This is a genomic window from Nonomuraea terrae, assembly GCF_044465245.1.
GTDB lineage: Bacteria > Actinomycetota > Actinomycetes > Streptosporangiales > Streptosporangiaceae > Nonomuraea > Nonomuraea terrae.
The window spans coordinates 811,951-828,320 of the sequence record NZ_JBITLL010000007.1; the positions used below are offsets into that span (position 1 = coordinate 811,951).

Consider the following 16,370-nt stretch of genomic DNA (forward strand, 5'->3'; position numbering starts at 1 on the left):
CATCTAGATGTCATGACATATTGGCCACTGGCCGCCTCCCTTTCCAGACGCGTCGGAGGGTTTGCATGGCATTGCGGAAACGGTCGATGGGTGTGGTCGCGGTCATCACCGCGGCCGGTCTGGGGCTCGCCGCCTGCGGGCAGTCATCCGGCGGGGAAGGTGACGCCATCGAACTCACCATCACCCAGAACTCCATCCAGGGCGGGAAGAACGCGAACACGGCCGAGCACATCGCCGACTGGGTGATTCCCCAGTTCGAGGCGGCGCAGAAGGCCAAGGGCAAGAACGTCACGGTCAAGTTCGTCCCCAGCGGCGTCGACGACGAACAGTACAAGACAAAGCTCTCGCTCGACCTCAAGTCGGGCAAGGGTGCGGACGTGATCGACATCGACGGCATCTGGGCCGGCGAGTTCGCCGAGGCCGGCTACATCAAGCCGCTGTCGGAGGTCGTCGGGCCCGAGGCCGACAGCTGGGACGGGTGGGCGCAGATCCCCGAGGCCGTGCAGCAGATGGCCGCCTTCAACGACAAGAAGTACGCGCTCCCCGTCGGCACCGACGGCCGCGTCCTGTACTTCAACAAGACGCTCTTCCAGAAGGCCGGCCTGGCCGCCGACTGGCAGCCCACCAGCTGGCAGGAGATCCTCGACGCCGGCGCCAAGCTGAAGTCGTCCGGCGTGCCCGTGCCGATCCAGATCAACGCCGGCACCGCGATGGGCGAGGCCACCTCCATGCAGGGCGTGCTGCCGCTGCTCGCGGGCGCGGGCGGCGAGGTGCAGCAGGACGGCAAGTGGACCGGCGCCTCCCAGCCGCTCAAGGACGCCCTCGGCCTCTACCAGAAGATCTACGGCGGCGGCCTCGGCGACCCCAGGCTCCAGCAGGAGGCCAAGGGCCGCGACAAGTCGTTCCAGCAGTTCGCCGAGGGCAAGATCGGCATCCTGATGGAGGGCGACTACTTCTGGCGCGGCGTGGTCAACCCCCAGGACGGCGTCGCCCCCATGGACGACCGCGACCAGGCCGTCGGGTACGCCATGATCCCCGCGATCGAGCCCGGCAAGGGCATCCGCGGCCAGGACTTCGTCAGCATGTCGGGCGGCGCCCTGCGCACCGTCAACCCCAACAGCAAGCATCCGAAGGAGGCCTTCGAGCTGCTGGCCTTCACGCTCTCGCCGGAGGCGCTGAAGGAGGAGACCAAGGACGGCAACGTGCGCATCACCCCGCGCACCGACGTCAACAAGGAGATCCTCGCCGGGGAGCCGCTGCTGACGTACATCTCGGAGAAGGTGCTCCCGGTGACGGCCTACCGGCCGCCGGTCGCCGTCTACCCGCAGGTGTCGGTGGCGCTGCAGGAGGCCACCGCCGCGGTCGTCGGCGGCACGGCCTCCGACCAGGCGGCGGCCGACTACCAGAAGAAGCTTGAGGGAATCGTCGGTGGCGCAGGCAATATCACCACCCCCTGAGGTCGTCAGGGAAGACGGGCCCGCCCGCGGCGACAGCACCGACGCGGCGGGCCTCGGACGGGTGCGGGCCGCGGTCTTCGTGGCCCCCGCCCTGCTGCTGATCGCGGTCTTCCTCGTCTTCCCCGCCCTGTGGGTGCTCTATCTCGGGCTCACCAACTACCGGCTCACCGGCGTCGCCGCCGCCGAGCCGCAGTTCGTCGGCCTGGACAACTTCATCGAAGCGGTCACCACCCCCGCGTTCTGGAACTCGACCTGGCTGACCGTCGAGTTCGTGCTCGGCTCGGCCGTCATCGGGCAGGCCGTGCTCGGCTTCACCATCGCCTGGCTGATGCGCGATCGGCGCGGCACGCTCAAGCGGGCGGTCGAGGGCCTGGTCATCCTGGCCTGGATCCTGCCGAGCGCGATCGTGGCGTTCCTGTGGGTGGCGCTGCTCGACCGCGACAGCGGCACGCTCAACGCGATGCTCGGCATCCCCGGCTTCGCCTGGCTCCTCGACCACCCGATGTTGTCGATCATCATCTTCAACGTCTGGCGCGGCACCGCCTTCTCGATGATGTTGTACGGCGCCGCGCTCGGCAACGTGCCGCCCTCCCACCTGGAGAGCGCCCGCCTGGCCGGGGCCTCCAGCTGGCAGCAGCTGCGCGACGTCGTCTTCCCGCACATCAGGGGCCACATCCTGACGAACCTGCTGCTGATCAGCCTGTGGACGTTCAACGACTTCGGCCCGTTCCTGCTCACCGCGGGCGGCCCCGACGGCAGGTCCGAGGTGCTGGCCGTGCACGTCTACAAGGTCGCGCTGCAGGCGGGTGAGCTGGGCCACGGAGCCGCCGTCTCCACGGTCATCCTGCTGATCAACCTGGTCGTGGCGGTGTTCTACCTGCGGCTGCTGCGGAGCAAGAAATGACGCGTTTCGTGTTGGGCCGGATCGGGTTCTACACCCTGGTCGCCGTGCTGCTGGCGTTCTTCACCATCCCGTTGTTGTGGCTGGTGACGGCGCCGTTCACCTCGGACCCGACGTACGAGGTGAAGGTGCCGGACTTCACGCTGGACAACTTCCGGGCGGTTCTGGAGCACCCGTACGCGCTGCCGTCGTTGTGGAACTCCGTCGTGCTGTCGGTCGGCTCCGCCGTGCTGGTCGTCGTCATGGCGGCGCTGGCCGCCTACGCCCTGAGCCGGGTGCGGCTGCCCGGGCGCGACGCGCTGCTGTACGCGCTGCTGCTGCTGTCGTCCATCATCACCGGGACCGCGGCGATGGTGCCGCTCTTCCAGCTCGCGGTCGAGCTGAACCTCATCGACTCCCAGCTCGGCCTGATCCTCATCCTGACCGGCGGCCTGCTGCCCGCGGCGATCTTCATGCTCAAGGACTTCATGGACTCCACGCCGAAGTCGTACGAGGAGTCGGCGCGGGTCTTCGGGGCCTCGCCGCTGCAGATCGTCCGGCACGTGGTCGTGCCGCTCGTGCGGCCTGGGCTGGCGACCATCGCGGTGTGGGCCGTGGCCAACGTGTGGGGGAACTTCCTCATGCCGTACCTGTTGCTGAGCGACGTGGAGAAGCAGCCGGCGGCGGTGATCACGTACACGCTGTACACCGAGGGCGGGCAGGCCAACCTCAGCATGCTCTCGACGTTCGGGCTGCTCTATTCGATCCCGGTCGTGCTCATGTACCTGTTCGTCAGCAAAAAGTATGGCTTCCGCTTCCATGGAGGGATCAAGCGCTGATGGCCGCCATCGAACTACGGGGGCTGACCAAGGTCTACCCCGGCGGGGTGAAAGCGCTCGACGCGCTCGACCTGGCCATCCCCGACGGCGAGTTCTTCGCCCTGCTCGGGCCGTCCGGCTGCGGGAAGACCACGCTGCTGCGCACGATCGCGGGGCTGGAGACCGCCACCGGCGGCGCCGTGGTCATCGGCGACCGGGACGTCACCGGCCTGCAGCCGGGCGCCAGGGACGTGGCGATGGTGTTCCAGGACTACGCGCTCTTCCCGCACATGGACGTCACGGACAACATCGCCTATCCGCTGCGGATCAAGAAGGTCGCCAAGGCCGCCCGTCAGGAGAAGGCCGCCGAGGTCGGCGCGCGGCTCGGCCTCGACCACCTCATGGACCGGCGGCCCGGCCAGCTCTCCGGCGGCCAGCAGCAGCGCGTCGCGCTCGCCCGGGTGATGGCCACGCAGGCGCAGGCGTACCTGTTCGACGAGCCGCTGTCCAACCTGGACGCGCGGCTGCGGCTGGAGGCGCGGACCTTCCTCAAGAAGCTCCAGCGCGAGCTGGGCGTCACCACCGTCTTCGTCACCCACGACCAGGCCGAGGCCCTCGCCATGGCCGACCGCATGGCCGTCATGGAGGCCGGGCACATCCGGCAGATCGGCACGCCCTCCGAGGTGTTCCAGCGGCCGGCCAACACGTTCGTCGCCTCCTTCATCGGCTCGACGCCGATGAACCTGCTCGACGGCGTCGCCCGCGGTGACACCCTGGAGGTGGCGGGCTGCAAGATCCCGGTCCCGGTCTCGGCAGAGGGGCGCGTCCCCGACGGGACCGCGATCGTGTACGGCGTGCGACCCGAGTACATGACGTACTCGGGGCAGCCCGCTGACGGCGCGTTCGGCGGGAAGGTGGCCATCGTGGAGAATCTCGGCGCGTCCCACCTGGTGACCCTCGACGTCGGCGACGTGATCGTGCAGGCCGTCGTCCCCGAGGGCAGCGAGCCCGCGGTCGGCGACGACGGCTACGCCCTGCCCCGGCGCGACCGGGCCCTCGTCTACCGGGACGGAGAGCTGGTGTGAAAGGCCGCTGGACGCTGGACGACCGGCTGGAGCGGATGCTGCGGGAGGTGCCGTTCGAGGTGCCCGCGGGCACGGCGGCGGTCACCGTGCGGCTGTCGTACGACCGGTCGCAGGGTGTGATCGACCTCGGGTGCGGCTCGCCCCGCGGATTCCGCGGCTGGTCGGGCGGCGCGCGCGACGAGTACACGATCACGGAGGACTGGGCGACGCCCGGCTACCTGCCCGGCGCGCCCGAGACCGGCACCTGGCAGGTGTGGCTGCGGCTGCACCGCATCCCGCCGCAGGGCCTCGACTACACGCTCGACGTGACGTTCGAGACCACCGTGCCGCGCGAGCCGGTCGCCGCGGAGCCACCGCACGGCGAGCGCCCGCCCCGGCGCGACATCCCCGACGTCGACGGCCTGCGCTGGTACGCCGGCGACTTCCACGCCCACACCCTGCACAGCGACGGCACGCTCACCATCGCCGAGCTGGCCGAGCTGGCCCACGGGCGCGGGCTGGACTTCCTGGCCGTCACCGACCACAACACCGTGAGCCACCATCCCTGGCTGGGCAAGGTCGACCGGGAGATCACCCTCGTCCCCGGCCAGGAGGTCACCACCGACCGCGGCCACGCGAACGTCTTCGGCGACGTCGGCTGGGTCGACTTCCGTCAGCCGGTCGACTCCTGGGTCGAGCACGCCGAACGCGCGGGCGGGATCATCTCGATCAACCACCCGCTCGGCGGCGACTGCGCCTGGCTGCAGCCGGTGACCCGCCGGCCCCGCGTCGCCGAGGTGTGGCACTCCGGCTGGTGGGACCGCCGCTGGGGCGCCCCGCTGGCCTGGGCCGACGCCTGGCGCGACGACGTGATCGCCATCGGCGGCAGCGACTTCCACCGCGAGGGCTCCGACGGGCTGCCCGGCGCGCCCACGACGTGGGTGCTGGCCGAGGACGCGGGCGGGGTGCTGGACGGCGTACGCGCCGGGCGCACCGCCGTCTCGGCGGGCCCCGACGCGCCGCTGCTGCTGCGGCTGGGCGACGAACTGCTCGCCCTCGACGCCGACGGTCTGGTCCTGGTACGCCCCGACGGCACCCGGCAGGTCGTCCGCGGCGAACGGGTGCTGCTGCGCACCATCGAAGGACCGCACCGGTTGGAAACCTACGAGAACGAGGTGATCGCCCTATGCGCGTGAGGAAAGTCGCCAACGCGCCCGTGAGTTTCGGCGTGTTCGAGCTGAGCGACGCTCCGCCGCCGCTGACCGCCGACGAGATGGTGCGCGCCCTGACCGAGGCCGGCTACGAGGGCATCGACCTGGGCCCCGTCGGCTACCTGGGCAGCCCCGACGACCTGGCCGAACGCCTGGGCGGTCTGTGGCTGGCCGGTGGCTGGGCCGACCTGCGCTACAGCGACGCCGAGGAGTTCCGTCGCGGGCTGCCCGCCCTCGACGCCACGCTCGACGTCTTCGCCGCCGCGCCGGTCGGGCCGCTCCCGCCGCGCCCCACGCTCGGCGAGTCGGGCGTGCCGGAGCGCTTCGCCCGTCCCGGCGGGAACGCTCCCGGCCTGCCCGCCTCCGAGTGGCCCGGGTACGCCGCCCGCGTCCAGGAGGCCGTCGACCGGTGCCGCGCGCGCGGGTTCGAGCCCGTCTTCCACCACCACCTGGGCACGTACGTCGAGACGCCCGACGAGGTCGAGCGCCTGCTGGAGCTGACCGACGTGCAGCTCTGCCTCGACACCGGACACCTGCTGCTGGCCGGGGGAGACCCGGTGACCGCGCTGCGCGCGTGGGCCGGGCGGATCGGGCACGTGCACGTCAAGGACGGCGACACGAAGATCCTCGCCCAGGCCCTGGCCGAGGGCGTGGACCTGCGCGAGCTGATGGGCCGGGGCGGCTTCGCCCCGCTCGGCGAGGGCGAGCTGGACCTGCCCGCCGTGGTCCGGGCGCTCGACGAGATCGACTACTCGGGCTGGGTCATCGTCGAGCAGGACACTCTGCCGGGGCGACGCACCGTCGCCCAGAACATCGCCGACCAGGCCGCCAACCGCCGGATGCTGAAGGATCTGGGACTTTGAGAATCGCGCTTGTCGGGTGCGGGGCCGTCACGCAGGCGGTCTACGTGCCCTTGTTGTCGCGGCGGCGCGACCTGTTCGAGGTCGTCGCCGTCTGCGACCTGTCGCGCACCCTCGCCGACGCCGTGGGCGACCGGCTGGGGGCGGCGCGGCGCCACACCTCGGTGGGGGAGATGCTCGACGAGGGCGGTTTCGAGGCCGTCGTCGTGCTCGCCTCCGGCTCCCACGGCGAGACCGTGCGCCGGGCCCTCGCCGGCGGTTACGCCGTACTGTGCGAGAAGCCGCTCGCCCTGACCCGGGCGGAGGTGGCGGAGCTGCCCGAGGGGCGGCTGATGGTCGGTTACATGAAGCAGTACGACCCCGCGGTGCGGCGGGCCGAGGAGTTGCTGGCCGAGCTGGGCGGGCCCGCGGTGATCCGGTCGGTCGAGGTGACCGTGCTGCATCCGAGCGGGGAGTCGCAGCTGGCGTTCGCGAACCTGACGCAGGCGCGCGACGTGGACGCCGGGCTGCTGGCCTCGCTGCGCGCGGACGAGGGGGAGCTGGTGTCGCGGGCGCTGGGGGAGTCGGCGCCGGAGCCGGTCAGGAAGGTGTACGGCGTGGCGCTCGGCTCGATTTGCCACGATTTGTCGCTTATGAGGCGCTTTACCGGATCTCCGCAGGAAATTTCGTACGTTGAGACTTGGGGGGACGCGCCCGGGTCCGTCGAGATCTCCGGGCCGCTGCCCGTCCGCGGCCGGTTCTCCATCCGCTGGCACTACCTGGAGGACTACCCGGCCTACCGCGAGACCGTGGCCATCCACCACGACAAGGGCACGCTGGAGCTGGTCTTCCCGGCCCCGTACCTGATGAACGCCCCCACCGTCCTCACCGTGGTCTCCGGTAGCGAGAGCCGCACGGAGTACCGCGACGTTACCGAGGCGTTCGAGGTGCAGCTGGCCGCCTTCCATGCTTACGTGAACGAGAGCAAGCCGCCGCTCACGGAGGCGGCCGGCGCGCTGGAGGACATCGTGACGGCCCAGCGCATCGCCGCCCGTTATGCCGTTCAGCACGATCTGCCCATCGGAGGGGAGTCCGCGTGAGCTCGGAGATCGTCGTCGTCCCGCACACGCACTGGGACCGCGAGTGGTACGAGCCGTTCCAGCGTTTCCGGCTGCGCCTGGTGGCCCTGCTGGACGAGGTGCTCGACACCATGGAACGCGAGCCCGCCTACCACTTCACCCTCGACGGCCAGCTCGCCTGCGTGGACGACTACCTGGAGGTACGTCCGGAGAACCGCGACCGCATCGCCGCGCTCGTCGAGTCAGGGCGCCTCGCGGTCGGGCCGTGGCAGATCCTGCTGGACGAGTTCCTCTGCTCCGGCGAGAACATCGTCCGCAACCTGGAGCTCGGCATGTCCCGCGCGGACAAGCTGGGCGGGGCCATGCCGGTCGGCTACCTGCCCGACATGTTCGGCCACGCCGCTCAGATGCCGCAGATCCTGCGCAAGGCCGGTCTGCTGCACGCCTGCGTCTACCGCGGGGTGCCGTCCTCGGTCGTCACCGACGCCTTCGCCTGGGTGGCGCCCGACGGCACGGCGCTGCGCACCCAGTACCTCCCGGCGGGCGGCTACGGCAACGGCGCCCACCTGTTCTCCGACTCCGAGGGCCTGGAGGGGCGGGCCACCACGTTCGTCGAGACCATGCGCCGATGGCACGGGCCCGAGGGGTCGCTGCTCGCGATGTACGGCACCGACCACTCCGCCCCCGTGCGCGGGTTGCCCGAGATGGTGGCGGCGATCGGCGCACGCATGGACACCCTGTCCGGATATATCGGTGCTTATCCCGGTGATGTGGACGGCCTGCCGCGTGTCGAGGGCGAGCTGCGCTCCCATGCCCGCGCCAACATCCTGCCCGGCGTCATCTCGATCCGCCCGCATGTGAAGCAGGCCATGGGCCGCGCCGAGCGGATGGTCGAGCGCTACGCCGAGCCGCTGGCCGCCCTCTGGGGCGGCGACTGGCCGGGCCGCTTCCTCGACATGGCGTGGTGGCGGCTGGTGGACGCCAGCGGGCACGACTCCGTGACCGGCTGCGGCGTCGACGACACCGCCCAGCAGGTCGCCGCCCGCATCGCCGAGGCCGAGCAGCTCGGGCAGGCCGTGCGCGACATGGTGACCGCGTGGCTGGCGCAGCGCGTGCCGTCCGACGGCGTGCTCGTCGTCAACCCGACGCCCGCCCCGCGCCGCGGGATCGTGATCGTGGACGTCGCCGGCGCCGACCCCCTCGTGGACCCCGCCGGCCGGCCGATCCCCGTGCAGCCCCTGGAGCACGCCGCCACGCTGCTGCTCGACGAGGAGATGGACCCGGCCACGGCGCTCACCTTCGTCCACGGCACCGAGCTGTACGGCCAGCACATCACGTCCTGGTCGGTCGAGGACGGCACGCTGACGTTCACGGTGGCGCGCGAGACGCCGATCGTGTTCGACGTGGACGACCTGCGCGGCGCGCTCGACGGCGTGACGCGCGTCCGCATCCTCGCCGAGCCCCGCCGTACGGTGGCCGCCCTGGTGGAGGCGCCGCCCCTCGGCCACACCGGCCTCCGCCCGGCCCCCCACCCGCAGGCGTACGGCGGCGCCGCCGACGGCGAACACCACGCGTCCTGCTGGCGCGCCTCCGACGAGCCCGCCCCGGTGCGCGGCGACGCGGAGGTGCTGGACAACGGCCTGCTCCGGGTCGCCGTCGCCCCCGACGGCACGCTCACCCTGGTGGCCCGCGACGGCACGACCGTCACGGGCGCGGGCCGCATCGTCGACGGCGGCGACGTGGGCGACACCTACAACTACGCGCCCCCGCTGGACGACCTGGTCGTCTTCGAGCCCGAGTCCGTCGAGACCGAGCTGATCTGCTCGGGGCCGCTGGTGGCGGCGGTGGACGTGCGGCGCACGTACCGGTGGCCGGCCGGCGGTGACGGGATCGAGGGCGCGCCCGAGCTGCCCGCCGCCTCGCGGTCGGACCGTGTGGAGGAGACCGTCGTCGTCACCCGGGTGGAGCTGCGCGCCGGTGAGCCGTTCGTCCGGCTGCACGTCGAGTTCGACAACCGCAGCGCCGACCACCGGGTGCGCTTCCACGTGCCGCTGCCCACACAGGCGTCGGAGTCGTACGCGGAGGGGCAGTTCGCGGTCGTCCGGCGCGGCTCGACCTCGGAGGGCGGCTGCGGCGAGACCCCGCTGCCCACCTTCCCGGCCTCCTCGTGGGTGGCCGCCGGTGGTGTGGCCGCGCTGCTGGAGCACGTCACCGAGTACGAGCTGACCGGCGGGGAGCTGGCGCTCACGCTGCTCCGCTCGGTCGGCTACCTCTCGCGCAACCGCAACGCCCTGCGCCCCGAGCCCGCCGGACCCCAGCTGCCGACCCCGGCAGCGCAGTCCCGCGGGTTCCGCTCGGTGCGCCTGGCGCTCATGCCGTACGCGGAGTCGTGGCAGGAGGTGCTCCCGCACGCGGAGGCGTTCCGCCACGACCTGCTCGTGGTCCCGGGCACGGGGACGCGTTCCCTGGCTCTGCCCGAGCCCGCCGCCGGCCTGTCGGTGACGGGCGACGGCGTGGTGATGACGTCCCTGCGCGACCGCGACGGCTGGTCGGAGCTCCGCGTGGTCGCCCTCACCCCGTCCGCCACCGAGGCCGTCATCTCGGGCGACCTGCTCGAAGCCCGTCACGCCGACCTACGCGGCCGCCCGGGCGACGCCGTACCCGTCGCTGACGGCACGCTCCGGTTGCCCCTGGTCCCGTGGGAGATCGCGACCGTGCAGTTTCGTCAACGCTGAGTAATCAACCGAAATCATGTAGTGATATTCGCTGTATGATCACGTCCCGGCATGAGGGCCTGAACAAGATCGTCACCTTGGATCTCGGGCACACGAGAGACATGCTGCGGTCCCTGTTCGACCTGCCGATTCCGCAGTCGGGCGAGGCGCGTCTCGCCTCGCCCGACCTGTCGGAGGTGGACCCGGGCGTGTGCCGGGCCGATGGCGCCATCCTGTACGGGAAGGCGGAGGAGAAGTTCGGCGTCATCGTCGAGACGCAGCGCCGTCCCGATGACGACAAGCTGTATGCGTGGCTGGAATGCATCGCCGATTTCCGGGTCCGCGAGAAATGCCCGGCCTGCCTCGTCGTCATCTGCCCGAACCGCCGGGTCGCCCGCTGGGCCGAGCAGACCATCGAAACCGGCCAGCCGGGGCTGACGCTCACGCCCTTGGTCATCCACGATGGCAACACCCCCCGTCATCACCGATGTGGCCGAGGCCGTGGACAACATCGGCCTGGCCGTCATCTCGACCATCACGAAGAGCGATCACCCGCAGTTTCCGGCCGTCGTCGACGCGGTGGAACGGGCGTTGAACGCCATCGATCGAAACGTCGCCTGGAGGTGCGCTCGATACATCACTCTGTCACCGGAAGGCAACGCACAGCGAGAATGGGACCGGCGGATGGCCATGTGACTTACCCGTACCAGGGCGAATACGCCGAGAGACTCCATGCCGAAGGCCACGCGAAGTCCGTGTTGAAGGTCTTGGAGGGGCGGGGTGTCCCGGTCTCCGAGGGGCCGCGGGAACGGGTGATGAGCTGCCAGATCCAGCCCTCTGGGATGCCTGGTTGCTTCGGGCGATTCGGGTCGAGTCGGCGGACGAGCTCTTCGGCTGATCGGCTATGGGGTGAGGAGGCCGAGTTGGCGGGCGGCGCGGATGGCGAGCCAGACTTCGGCGAAGGCGGCGGTCGAGGAGAGGTCGCGGCCGGTGAGGGCGGCGAAGCGGCGCAGGCGGTAGGCCAGGGTGTTGGGGTGGATGTGGAGCGCGGCCGCCGCCTCCTCTGACTGGCGGTTGCGTTCCATCCAGATGCGTACGGACATGAGCAGGCGTGAGTCGTGGGCCTCGTCGTACGCGAGAGCGGCGCCCAGTACGTGGTCCACCAGGGCGGCCAGGGTCGCGGGGTCGTCGGGGAGCCAGCGGCCCGTGGTGTCCTCGCCGTAGTGGACGAGCGGGCGGCCCGATTCGGCGGCGTGTGAGGCGGCCCAGACGGCTTCCCGCTGGGCCACGCGGAGCGACTCGCCCGGCGGGAACGGGCGGCTCGCCCCCGTGGCCACCCCCGGCAAGGCGGCCACGGCCTCCCCGATGCTCGCGGTGGCGGTGTCCCCGGGGTTTGCGGTTCGAGCAAGGTGTTTGGGGTCGGGCGTCTCAGGGCTTGTGGTGGCGGTTTTCCCTGGGTTTGTGGTGGCGGTATCCCCGAGCTTCGCGGTGGCGCTTTGTGCGAAGTTTGTGGGTGGGCTTGTGGTGGCGGTCTTTCCGGAGTCTGTGGTGGTGGTCTTGGCGGGGCTGGGTGTCTTGGGGGTGGCGGTGGTGGGGCCGAGCACGTAGTGGTCGTCGCCGCGGCGGAGCATGAGGTGGGGGACGTCGTCCAGGGCGCGGCGCAGGACGTCGTCGTCGACGCCGCGTACGACGAGCAGCACCGCGTCGGAGTCCATCGGCAGGCCGAGGCGGGCCAGGCGGCGGCGGGCCGCCGGTGGGTCGAGGATGTCCTGGAGCAGCTCGGCCAGGGTTTCGGCGCCCTCGCGGCGCAGCGTCTCGCGCGCGTGCCGGGCCATGGCCACCTGCAACGCCGCCACCGTGGCGATGTGCTGCACGACGGCCAGCCCGGCGGGCCGCGCGCCTTCGCGCTCGAACGCCACCAGGTAACCCGCCGGCCCGCCGGGCGCCGACACGGGCAGGACGAACCCGCCGGGGATGGTCGGCGGGGCGTCGGGCTGGTCGGGCAGGACGTCGCGCGGCGGCACCGGGACACCCGGCAGGAGCGGGCGCCCGCCCCTGGTGGACAGGTAGACGTCGTAGCCGGACAGGCGTTCCAGGCGTTTGAACAGCGTGGGCGTGTCGAGGTCTTCGGAGGCCAGCCAGTGCAGCGCCCCGAACACCTGCAGTTGCGCGCCCAGCCGGTGGCTGGCGTCCTCCTGCAGCGCGGCGGCGACCTCCTGCGAGATCGCGATGAACGGCACCGCCAGCGGCACCTCCAGCACCGGCATGCCCCGCTCCTCGGCCGCCGCGAAGAACGCCGGGTGCAGCGGCGGCACGTGCAGCTGGGCCGACAGGGCCAGCGCCGACACCCCGGCGTCGTCGAGCCGCTCCAGGTAGGCGCGTTGCCTGGCCGCCGTACGCGGGACGCCGAGGCCGGTCGTCATGATGACCTCGGCGCCGAGCAGCCAGGGCGTCGGGTCGTCCAGCTCGCTCACGTGCGCCCATGAGACCGAGCGCGACAGCCCGGACTCGCCCGCCAGCAGGCGCAGCTGCAGCGCGGGAGAACGCAGGAGATCTTCGACGGTCAGCTTGTGGTCAGCCACAACACACACCGTATTACTTCGTGACTACTACAATTGCCGCAGGTCAGAGGCATGACGAACACTGTGCGCATGCACCAAGGCCCTGTCGATTCCTCCAAGGTTCCCCGTTTCGCCGGCCCGGCCACGTTCGCCCGGTTGCCCCGCCTCGACCAGGTCGAACGCGCCCACGTGGCGGTCGTGGGCGTGCCGTTCGACACGGGAGTGTCCTACCGGCCCGGCGCCCGGTTCGGCCCTTCCGCGGTGCGGGAGGCGTCCCGGCTGCTGCGGCCCTACCATCCGGGCCTCGACCTGTCGCCGTTCGAGCGGGTGCAGGTGGCCGACGCCGGTGACATCGCGGTCAACCCGTTCCACATCGAGGAGGCCATCGAGACCGTCGAGGCCGGGGCCGACGCGATCGACGCGCGCCTGGTCACCATCGGGGGCGACCACACGATCGCCCTGCCGCTGCTGCGGTCGGCGGCCAAGAAGTACGGGCCGGTCGCGCTCGTGCACTTCGACGCCCACCTCGACACCTGGGACACCTACTTCGGCGCCGAGTACACGCACGGCACGCCGTTCCGCCGGGCCGCCGAGGAGGGCCTGCTCGACACCGAGGCGCTCAGCCACGTCGGCACCCGCGGCTCCCTGTACGGCAAGAAGGACCTGGAGGACGACCGGCGGATCGGGTTCGGAATCGTGACCGCGGCCGACGTGCTGCGCCGCGGCCTGGACGAGGTCATCGACCAGCTGCGCCAGCGGGTCGGCAACCGTCCGGTGTACATCTCGGTCGACATCGACGTGCTCGACCCGGCGCACGCCCCCGGCACCGGCACCCCGGAGGCCGGCGGGCTCACCAGCAGGGAGTTGCTGGAGATCCTGCGCGGCCTGGCCGGCTGCCGCCTGATCGGAGCGGACGTGGTGGAGGTCGCCCCGGCTTACGACCACGCCGAGATCACCTCCATCGCCGCCTCCCACGTGGCGTACGACCTCGTCAGCCTGCTCGCGATCCAGGAGGAAGAGGCGACATGAGCGGGGCCATCACCGAGATCGAGACGTTCGGCGTCGAGCGCATCCCCGACGCCGAGCGCACCGCGCGCCCCTTCGACCTGTTCCGGGTGGCGTTCGGCGGCGCCAACACGTTCGCCACCTGCGTCCTGGGGGCCTTCCCCATCCTGTTCGGGTTGTCGTTCTGGCACGGCCTGGCCGCGACCGTGCTCGGTCTGGTGGTGGGGTCGCTGATCCTGGCGCCGCTGTCGCTGTTCGGCCCGTTGAACGGCACCAACAACGCCGTCTCCTCCTCGGCGCACCTGGGCGTGCACGGGCGGATCGTCGGCTCGTTCCTGTCGCTGCTGACGGCGATCGCGTTCTTCTCGATCTCGGTGTGGTCGTCGGGCGACGCGCTGGTGGGCGGCGCCCACCGGTTCGTCGGCCTGCCGGACACCGACCTGTCGTACGCCGTCGCGTACGGGATCTTCGCGGTTCTCGTGCTCGTCGTGTGCGTGTACGGCTTCCGGTTCATGCTGTTCGTCAACAAGATCGCGGTCGCGGCGGCGTCGCTGCTGTTCGTCCTCGGGGTGTTCGCCTTCGCCGGCGACTTCGACCCGTCGTATCCGGGCACGCTCGCGGCCGGCGACGCGCTGTTCTGGCCGTCGTTCATCGGCGCGGCCCTGATCGTGCTGTCGAACCCGGTGTCGTTCGGCGCGTTCCTGGGCGACTGGTCCCGTTACATCCCGGCGGACACGCCGCGCCGGCGGGTGATGGCCGCCGCGTTCCTGTCGCAGATCGCCACGTTCCTGCCGTTCTTCTTCGGTCTGAGCACCGCGTCGATCATCGCGGCGAAGGCCGCCGAGTACGTCGACCCGGCCGCGCCCAACTACGTCGGCGGCCTGCTGGCGATCTCGCCCGGCTGGTACTTCGTGCCCGTCTGCCTCATCGCGCTGATCGGCGGCATGTCCACCGGCACGACCTCCCTCTACGGCACCGGCCTCGACTTCTCCAGCGTCTTCCCCCGGTTCTCGCGGGTGCGGGCCACGGTGTTCATCGGCACGCTGTCGATCGTGTTCATCTTCGTCGGCCGCTTCGCCGCCAACCTCACCCAGAGCATCTCCACCTTTGCCACACTGATCATCACGTGTACGGCGCCCTGGATGGTGATCATGATGCTCGGCTACGTGACGCGCCGCGGCTGGTACGACCCCGAGGCGTTGCAGGTGTTCAACCGCCGCCAGCGCGGCGGCCGCTACTGGTTCGCCCACGGCTGGAACTGGCGGGGACTTTCCGCCTGGCTGGTCTCGGCCGCGCTGGCGCTGACGTTCGTCAACCTGCCGGGGCAGTTCGTCGGCCCGCTGGGTGAGCTGGCGAGCGGTATCGACATCTCGCTCCCGGTCGGCCTGGGCGCCGCCGCCGTGCTCTACCTGGTGCTGCTCGCCGTCTTCCCTGAGCCGCGCGAGGTCTACGGCCCCGAAGGGCCGCGCCTGGTACGCGCGGCCGACACCCCGGTGCTGCCGATCGTGGACGCGACCACGACGACCACCGCGGCCGAGCCGGCGATCTGATGGAGTTCGTCGACCTGTCGGTCCCGATCGAGACCGGGATGCCCGTCTACCCGGGCGACCCGCAGGTCTCGGTCGGGCCCGCGCTGACGGTGGCGGACGACGGCGTCAACGTGCTCCGCCTGCACCTGGGCTCCCAGTCAGGCACCCACGTGGACGCGCCGTACCACGTGGACGACGCGCTGCCCGCGCTGGACGAGCTGCCGCTGGAGCGCTTCTGGGGCCCGGCCGTCATGGTGGACGCTCGGGGCCTGCCGCCGCGCTCGCCGATCGGGGCGGAGCCCTTCGCGCGGGTCGTCCGGGCAGGGGTGATCGTGCTGGTCGCCACCGGCTGGTCGGCCTGCTGGGGGAGCGAGCGCTACACGGCGCACCCGTACCTGACGGAGGAGGCGGCGCGGCTGCTGGTGCAGGCGGGGGTGCGGACGGTCGGGATCGACGCGCTGAGCGTGGATCCCACGCCCGCCGACGACTTCCCCGCCCACCGGGTGTTGTGCGGCGCCCACGCCGTCATCGCCGAGAACCTGACCGGTCTCGACCGCCTCCTCGACGCCCAGGCCCGCGGCCTGCCGATCGAGGTGTCGTTGTTGCCGCTGCGCCTGCCGGGGGCCGACGGCGCGCCCGTGCGGGCCGTCGCGAGAGTGGGCTAGCGGGTGCCCCAGGAGTACGTCTGCTTGCGCAGCTTCAGGTACACGAACGACTCCGTGGCCCGTACGGACGGGATGGCGCGGATCTTGCTGAGGATCTCCAGCAGGTGGCTGTCGCCCTCGCAGACCACTTCCACGATCACGTCGAAGGAGCCCGCAGTGAGCACCACGTAGTCGATCTCCTCGATGGCCGCCAGCTCGTCGGCCACCGCCTCCAGGTCGCCCTCGCAGTTGACGCCGATCATGGCCTGGCGCGGGAAGCCGAGCGTGAGGGGGTCGGTGACGGCGACGATCTGCATGACACCGGCGTCCTGCAGCCGCTGAACCCGCTGGCGCACCGCGGCCTCCGACAGCCCGACGGCCTTCCCGATCGCCGCGTACGGCATGCGCCCGTCGATCTGGAGCTGTTCGATGATCTGCTTGGACAGGTCGTCGAGAACCACCGGGCCGGAGGCTGGGCCGTTGCGTCGTACACGGGGCGGCGTCGTCATCCCGATCCTTCCCTGACCGTCCGGCGTTACGGCGGCGTTCCGGTGAGGTTGCCGTCCTGG

13 protein-coding genes are annotated in these 16,370 nt (G+C 71.3%); 11 read left to right on the forward strand and 2 right to left on the reverse strand.

Annotation, left to right across the window (positions count from 1 at the left end; all coding sequences use genetic code 11):
* Positions 1-65 precede the first annotated feature (65 nt).
* From ACIBP6_RS37915 to ACIBP6_RS37950, 8 genes are read left to right on the forward strand one after another with little or no spacing between them, the layout of a single operon-like run.
* Complete coding sequence (locus tag ACIBP6_RS37915; RefSeq protein WP_397058849.1) at positions 66-1,457, forward strand: extracellular solute-binding protein; 1,392 nt, start codon at positions 66-68, stop codon at positions 1,455-1,457.
* Positions 1,429-2,361 (forward strand): carbohydrate ABC transporter permease, encoded by a 933-nt coding sequence (locus tag ACIBP6_RS37920; RefSeq protein ID WP_397058851.1) that lies wholly within the window; start codon positions 1,429-1,431, stop codon positions 2,359-2,361. Before ACIBP6_RS37915 ends, ACIBP6_RS37920 begins: the two co-directional genes overlap by 29 nt.
* Positions 2,358-3,176 (forward strand): carbohydrate ABC transporter permease, encoded by an 819-nt coding sequence (locus tag ACIBP6_RS37925; RefSeq protein ID WP_132613254.1) that lies wholly within the window; start codon positions 2,358-2,360, stop codon positions 3,174-3,176. The genes ACIBP6_RS37920 and ACIBP6_RS37925 overlap by 4 nt, the downstream gene beginning before the upstream one ends.
* Positions 3,176-4,240 carry an ABC transporter ATP-binding protein gene (locus ACIBP6_RS37930; protein WP_397058853.1) on the forward strand — a complete coding sequence of 355 codons (1,065 nt, stop codon included), beginning with the start codon at positions 3,176-3,178 and terminating at the stop codon, positions 4,238-4,240. Before ACIBP6_RS37925 ends, ACIBP6_RS37930 begins: the two co-directional genes overlap by 1 nt.
* Positions 4,237-5,415, forward strand: a complete 1,179-nt coding sequence (locus ACIBP6_RS37935) for a CehA/McbA family metallohydrolase (RefSeq protein ID WP_397058855.1) — start codon at positions 4,237-4,239, stop codon at positions 5,413-5,415. Before ACIBP6_RS37930 ends, ACIBP6_RS37935 begins: the two co-directional genes overlap by 4 nt.
* Positions 5,406-6,293: a TIM barrel protein gene (locus ACIBP6_RS37940; protein ID WP_397058857.1), complete on the forward strand. Its 888-nt coding sequence runs from the start codon at positions 5,406-5,408 to the stop codon at positions 6,291-6,293. The genes ACIBP6_RS37935 and ACIBP6_RS37940 overlap by 10 nt, the downstream gene beginning before the upstream one ends.
* The gene (locus ACIBP6_RS37945; protein WP_397058859.1) at positions 6,290-7,369 is read left to right on the forward strand and encodes a Gfo/Idh/MocA family protein; all 1,080 of its coding nucleotides are present in this window, start codon (positions 6,290-6,292) and stop codon (positions 7,367-7,369) included. Before ACIBP6_RS37940 ends, ACIBP6_RS37945 begins: the two co-directional genes overlap by 4 nt.
* Positions 7,366-10,083, forward strand: coding sequence for a glycoside hydrolase family 38 N-terminal domain-containing protein (locus tag ACIBP6_RS37950; protein WP_397058861.1), 2,718 nt, complete (start codon positions 7,366-7,368; stop codon positions 10,081-10,083). The genes ACIBP6_RS37945 and ACIBP6_RS37950 overlap by 4 nt, the downstream gene beginning before the upstream one ends.
* A gap of 881 nt (positions 10,084-10,964) precedes the next feature.
* Here the strand turns inward: ACIBP6_RS37950 and ACIBP6_RS37955 are convergent.
* Positions 10,965-12,653, reverse strand: a complete 1,689-nt coding sequence (locus tag ACIBP6_RS37955) for a PucR family transcriptional regulator (RefSeq protein ID WP_397058863.1) — start codon at positions 12,651-12,653, stop codon at positions 10,965-10,967.
* A 42-nt stretch (positions 12,654-12,695) separates the two neighbouring features.
* Here ACIBP6_RS37955 and speB point away from each other — a divergent pair, with 42 nt between their 5' ends.
* The 3 genes from speB to ACIBP6_RS37970 are packed head-to-tail and all read left to right on the forward strand — an operon-like array spanning position 12,696 to position 15,822.
* Positions 12,696-13,652 (forward strand): agmatinase, encoded by a 957-nt coding sequence (gene speB / locus ACIBP6_RS37960; protein ID WP_397058865.1) that lies wholly within the window; start codon positions 12,696-12,698, stop codon positions 13,650-13,652.
* Positions 13,649-15,178, forward strand: coding sequence for a purine-cytosine permease family protein (locus tag ACIBP6_RS37965; protein WP_397058867.1), 1,530 nt, complete (start codon positions 13,649-13,651; stop codon positions 15,176-15,178). Before speB ends, ACIBP6_RS37965 begins: the two co-directional genes overlap by 4 nt.
* Positions 15,178-15,822 carry a cyclase family protein gene (locus tag ACIBP6_RS37970; RefSeq protein ID WP_397058868.1) on the forward strand — a complete coding sequence of 215 codons (645 nt, stop codon included), beginning with the start codon at positions 15,178-15,180 and terminating at the stop codon, positions 15,820-15,822. Before ACIBP6_RS37965 ends, ACIBP6_RS37970 begins: the two co-directional genes overlap by 1 nt.
* Here ACIBP6_RS37970 and ACIBP6_RS37975 read toward each other — a convergent pair.
* Positions 15,819-16,310 carry an Lrp/AsnC family transcriptional regulator gene (locus ACIBP6_RS37975; protein WP_397058870.1) on the reverse strand — a complete coding sequence of 164 codons (492 nt, stop codon included), beginning with the start codon at positions 16,308-16,310 and terminating at the stop codon, positions 15,819-15,821. The two genes, ACIBP6_RS37970 and ACIBP6_RS37975, sit on opposite strands and share 4 nt — an antisense overlap.
* Between the last annotated feature and the right edge of the window lie 60 nt (positions 16,311-16,370).

Bases quoted from the DNA above. Each gene is read 5' to 3' on its own strand.
- ACIBP6_RS37965 (WP_397058867.1), top strand. From the start codon at position 13,649: ATGAGCGGGGCCATCACCGAGATCGAGACGTTCGGCGTCGAGCGCATC.
- ACIBP6_RS37975 (WP_397058870.1), bottom strand. From the start codon at position 16,310: ATGACGACGCCGCCCCGTGTACGACGCAACGGCCCAGCCTCCGGCCCG.
- speB (WP_397058865.1), top strand. From the start codon at position 12,696: ATGACGAACACTGTGCGCATGCACCAAGGCCCTGTCGATTCCTCCAAG.
- ACIBP6_RS37915 (WP_397058849.1), top strand. From the start codon at position 66: ATGGCATTGCGGAAACGGTCGATGGGTGTGGTCGCGGTCATCACCGCG.
- ACIBP6_RS37970 (WP_397058868.1), top strand. From the start codon at position 15,178: ATGGAGTTCGTCGACCTGTCGGTCCCGATCGAGACCGGGATGCCCGTC.
- ACIBP6_RS37940 (WP_397058857.1), top strand. From the start codon at position 5,406: ATGCGCGTGAGGAAAGTCGCCAACGCGCCCGTGAGTTTCGGCGTGTTC.
- ACIBP6_RS37925 (WP_132613254.1), top strand. From the start codon at position 2,358: ATGACGCGTTTCGTGTTGGGCCGGATCGGGTTCTACACCCTGGTCGCC.
- ACIBP6_RS37930 (WP_397058853.1), top strand. From the start codon at position 3,176: ATGGCCGCCATCGAACTACGGGGGCTGACCAAGGTCTACCCCGGCGGG.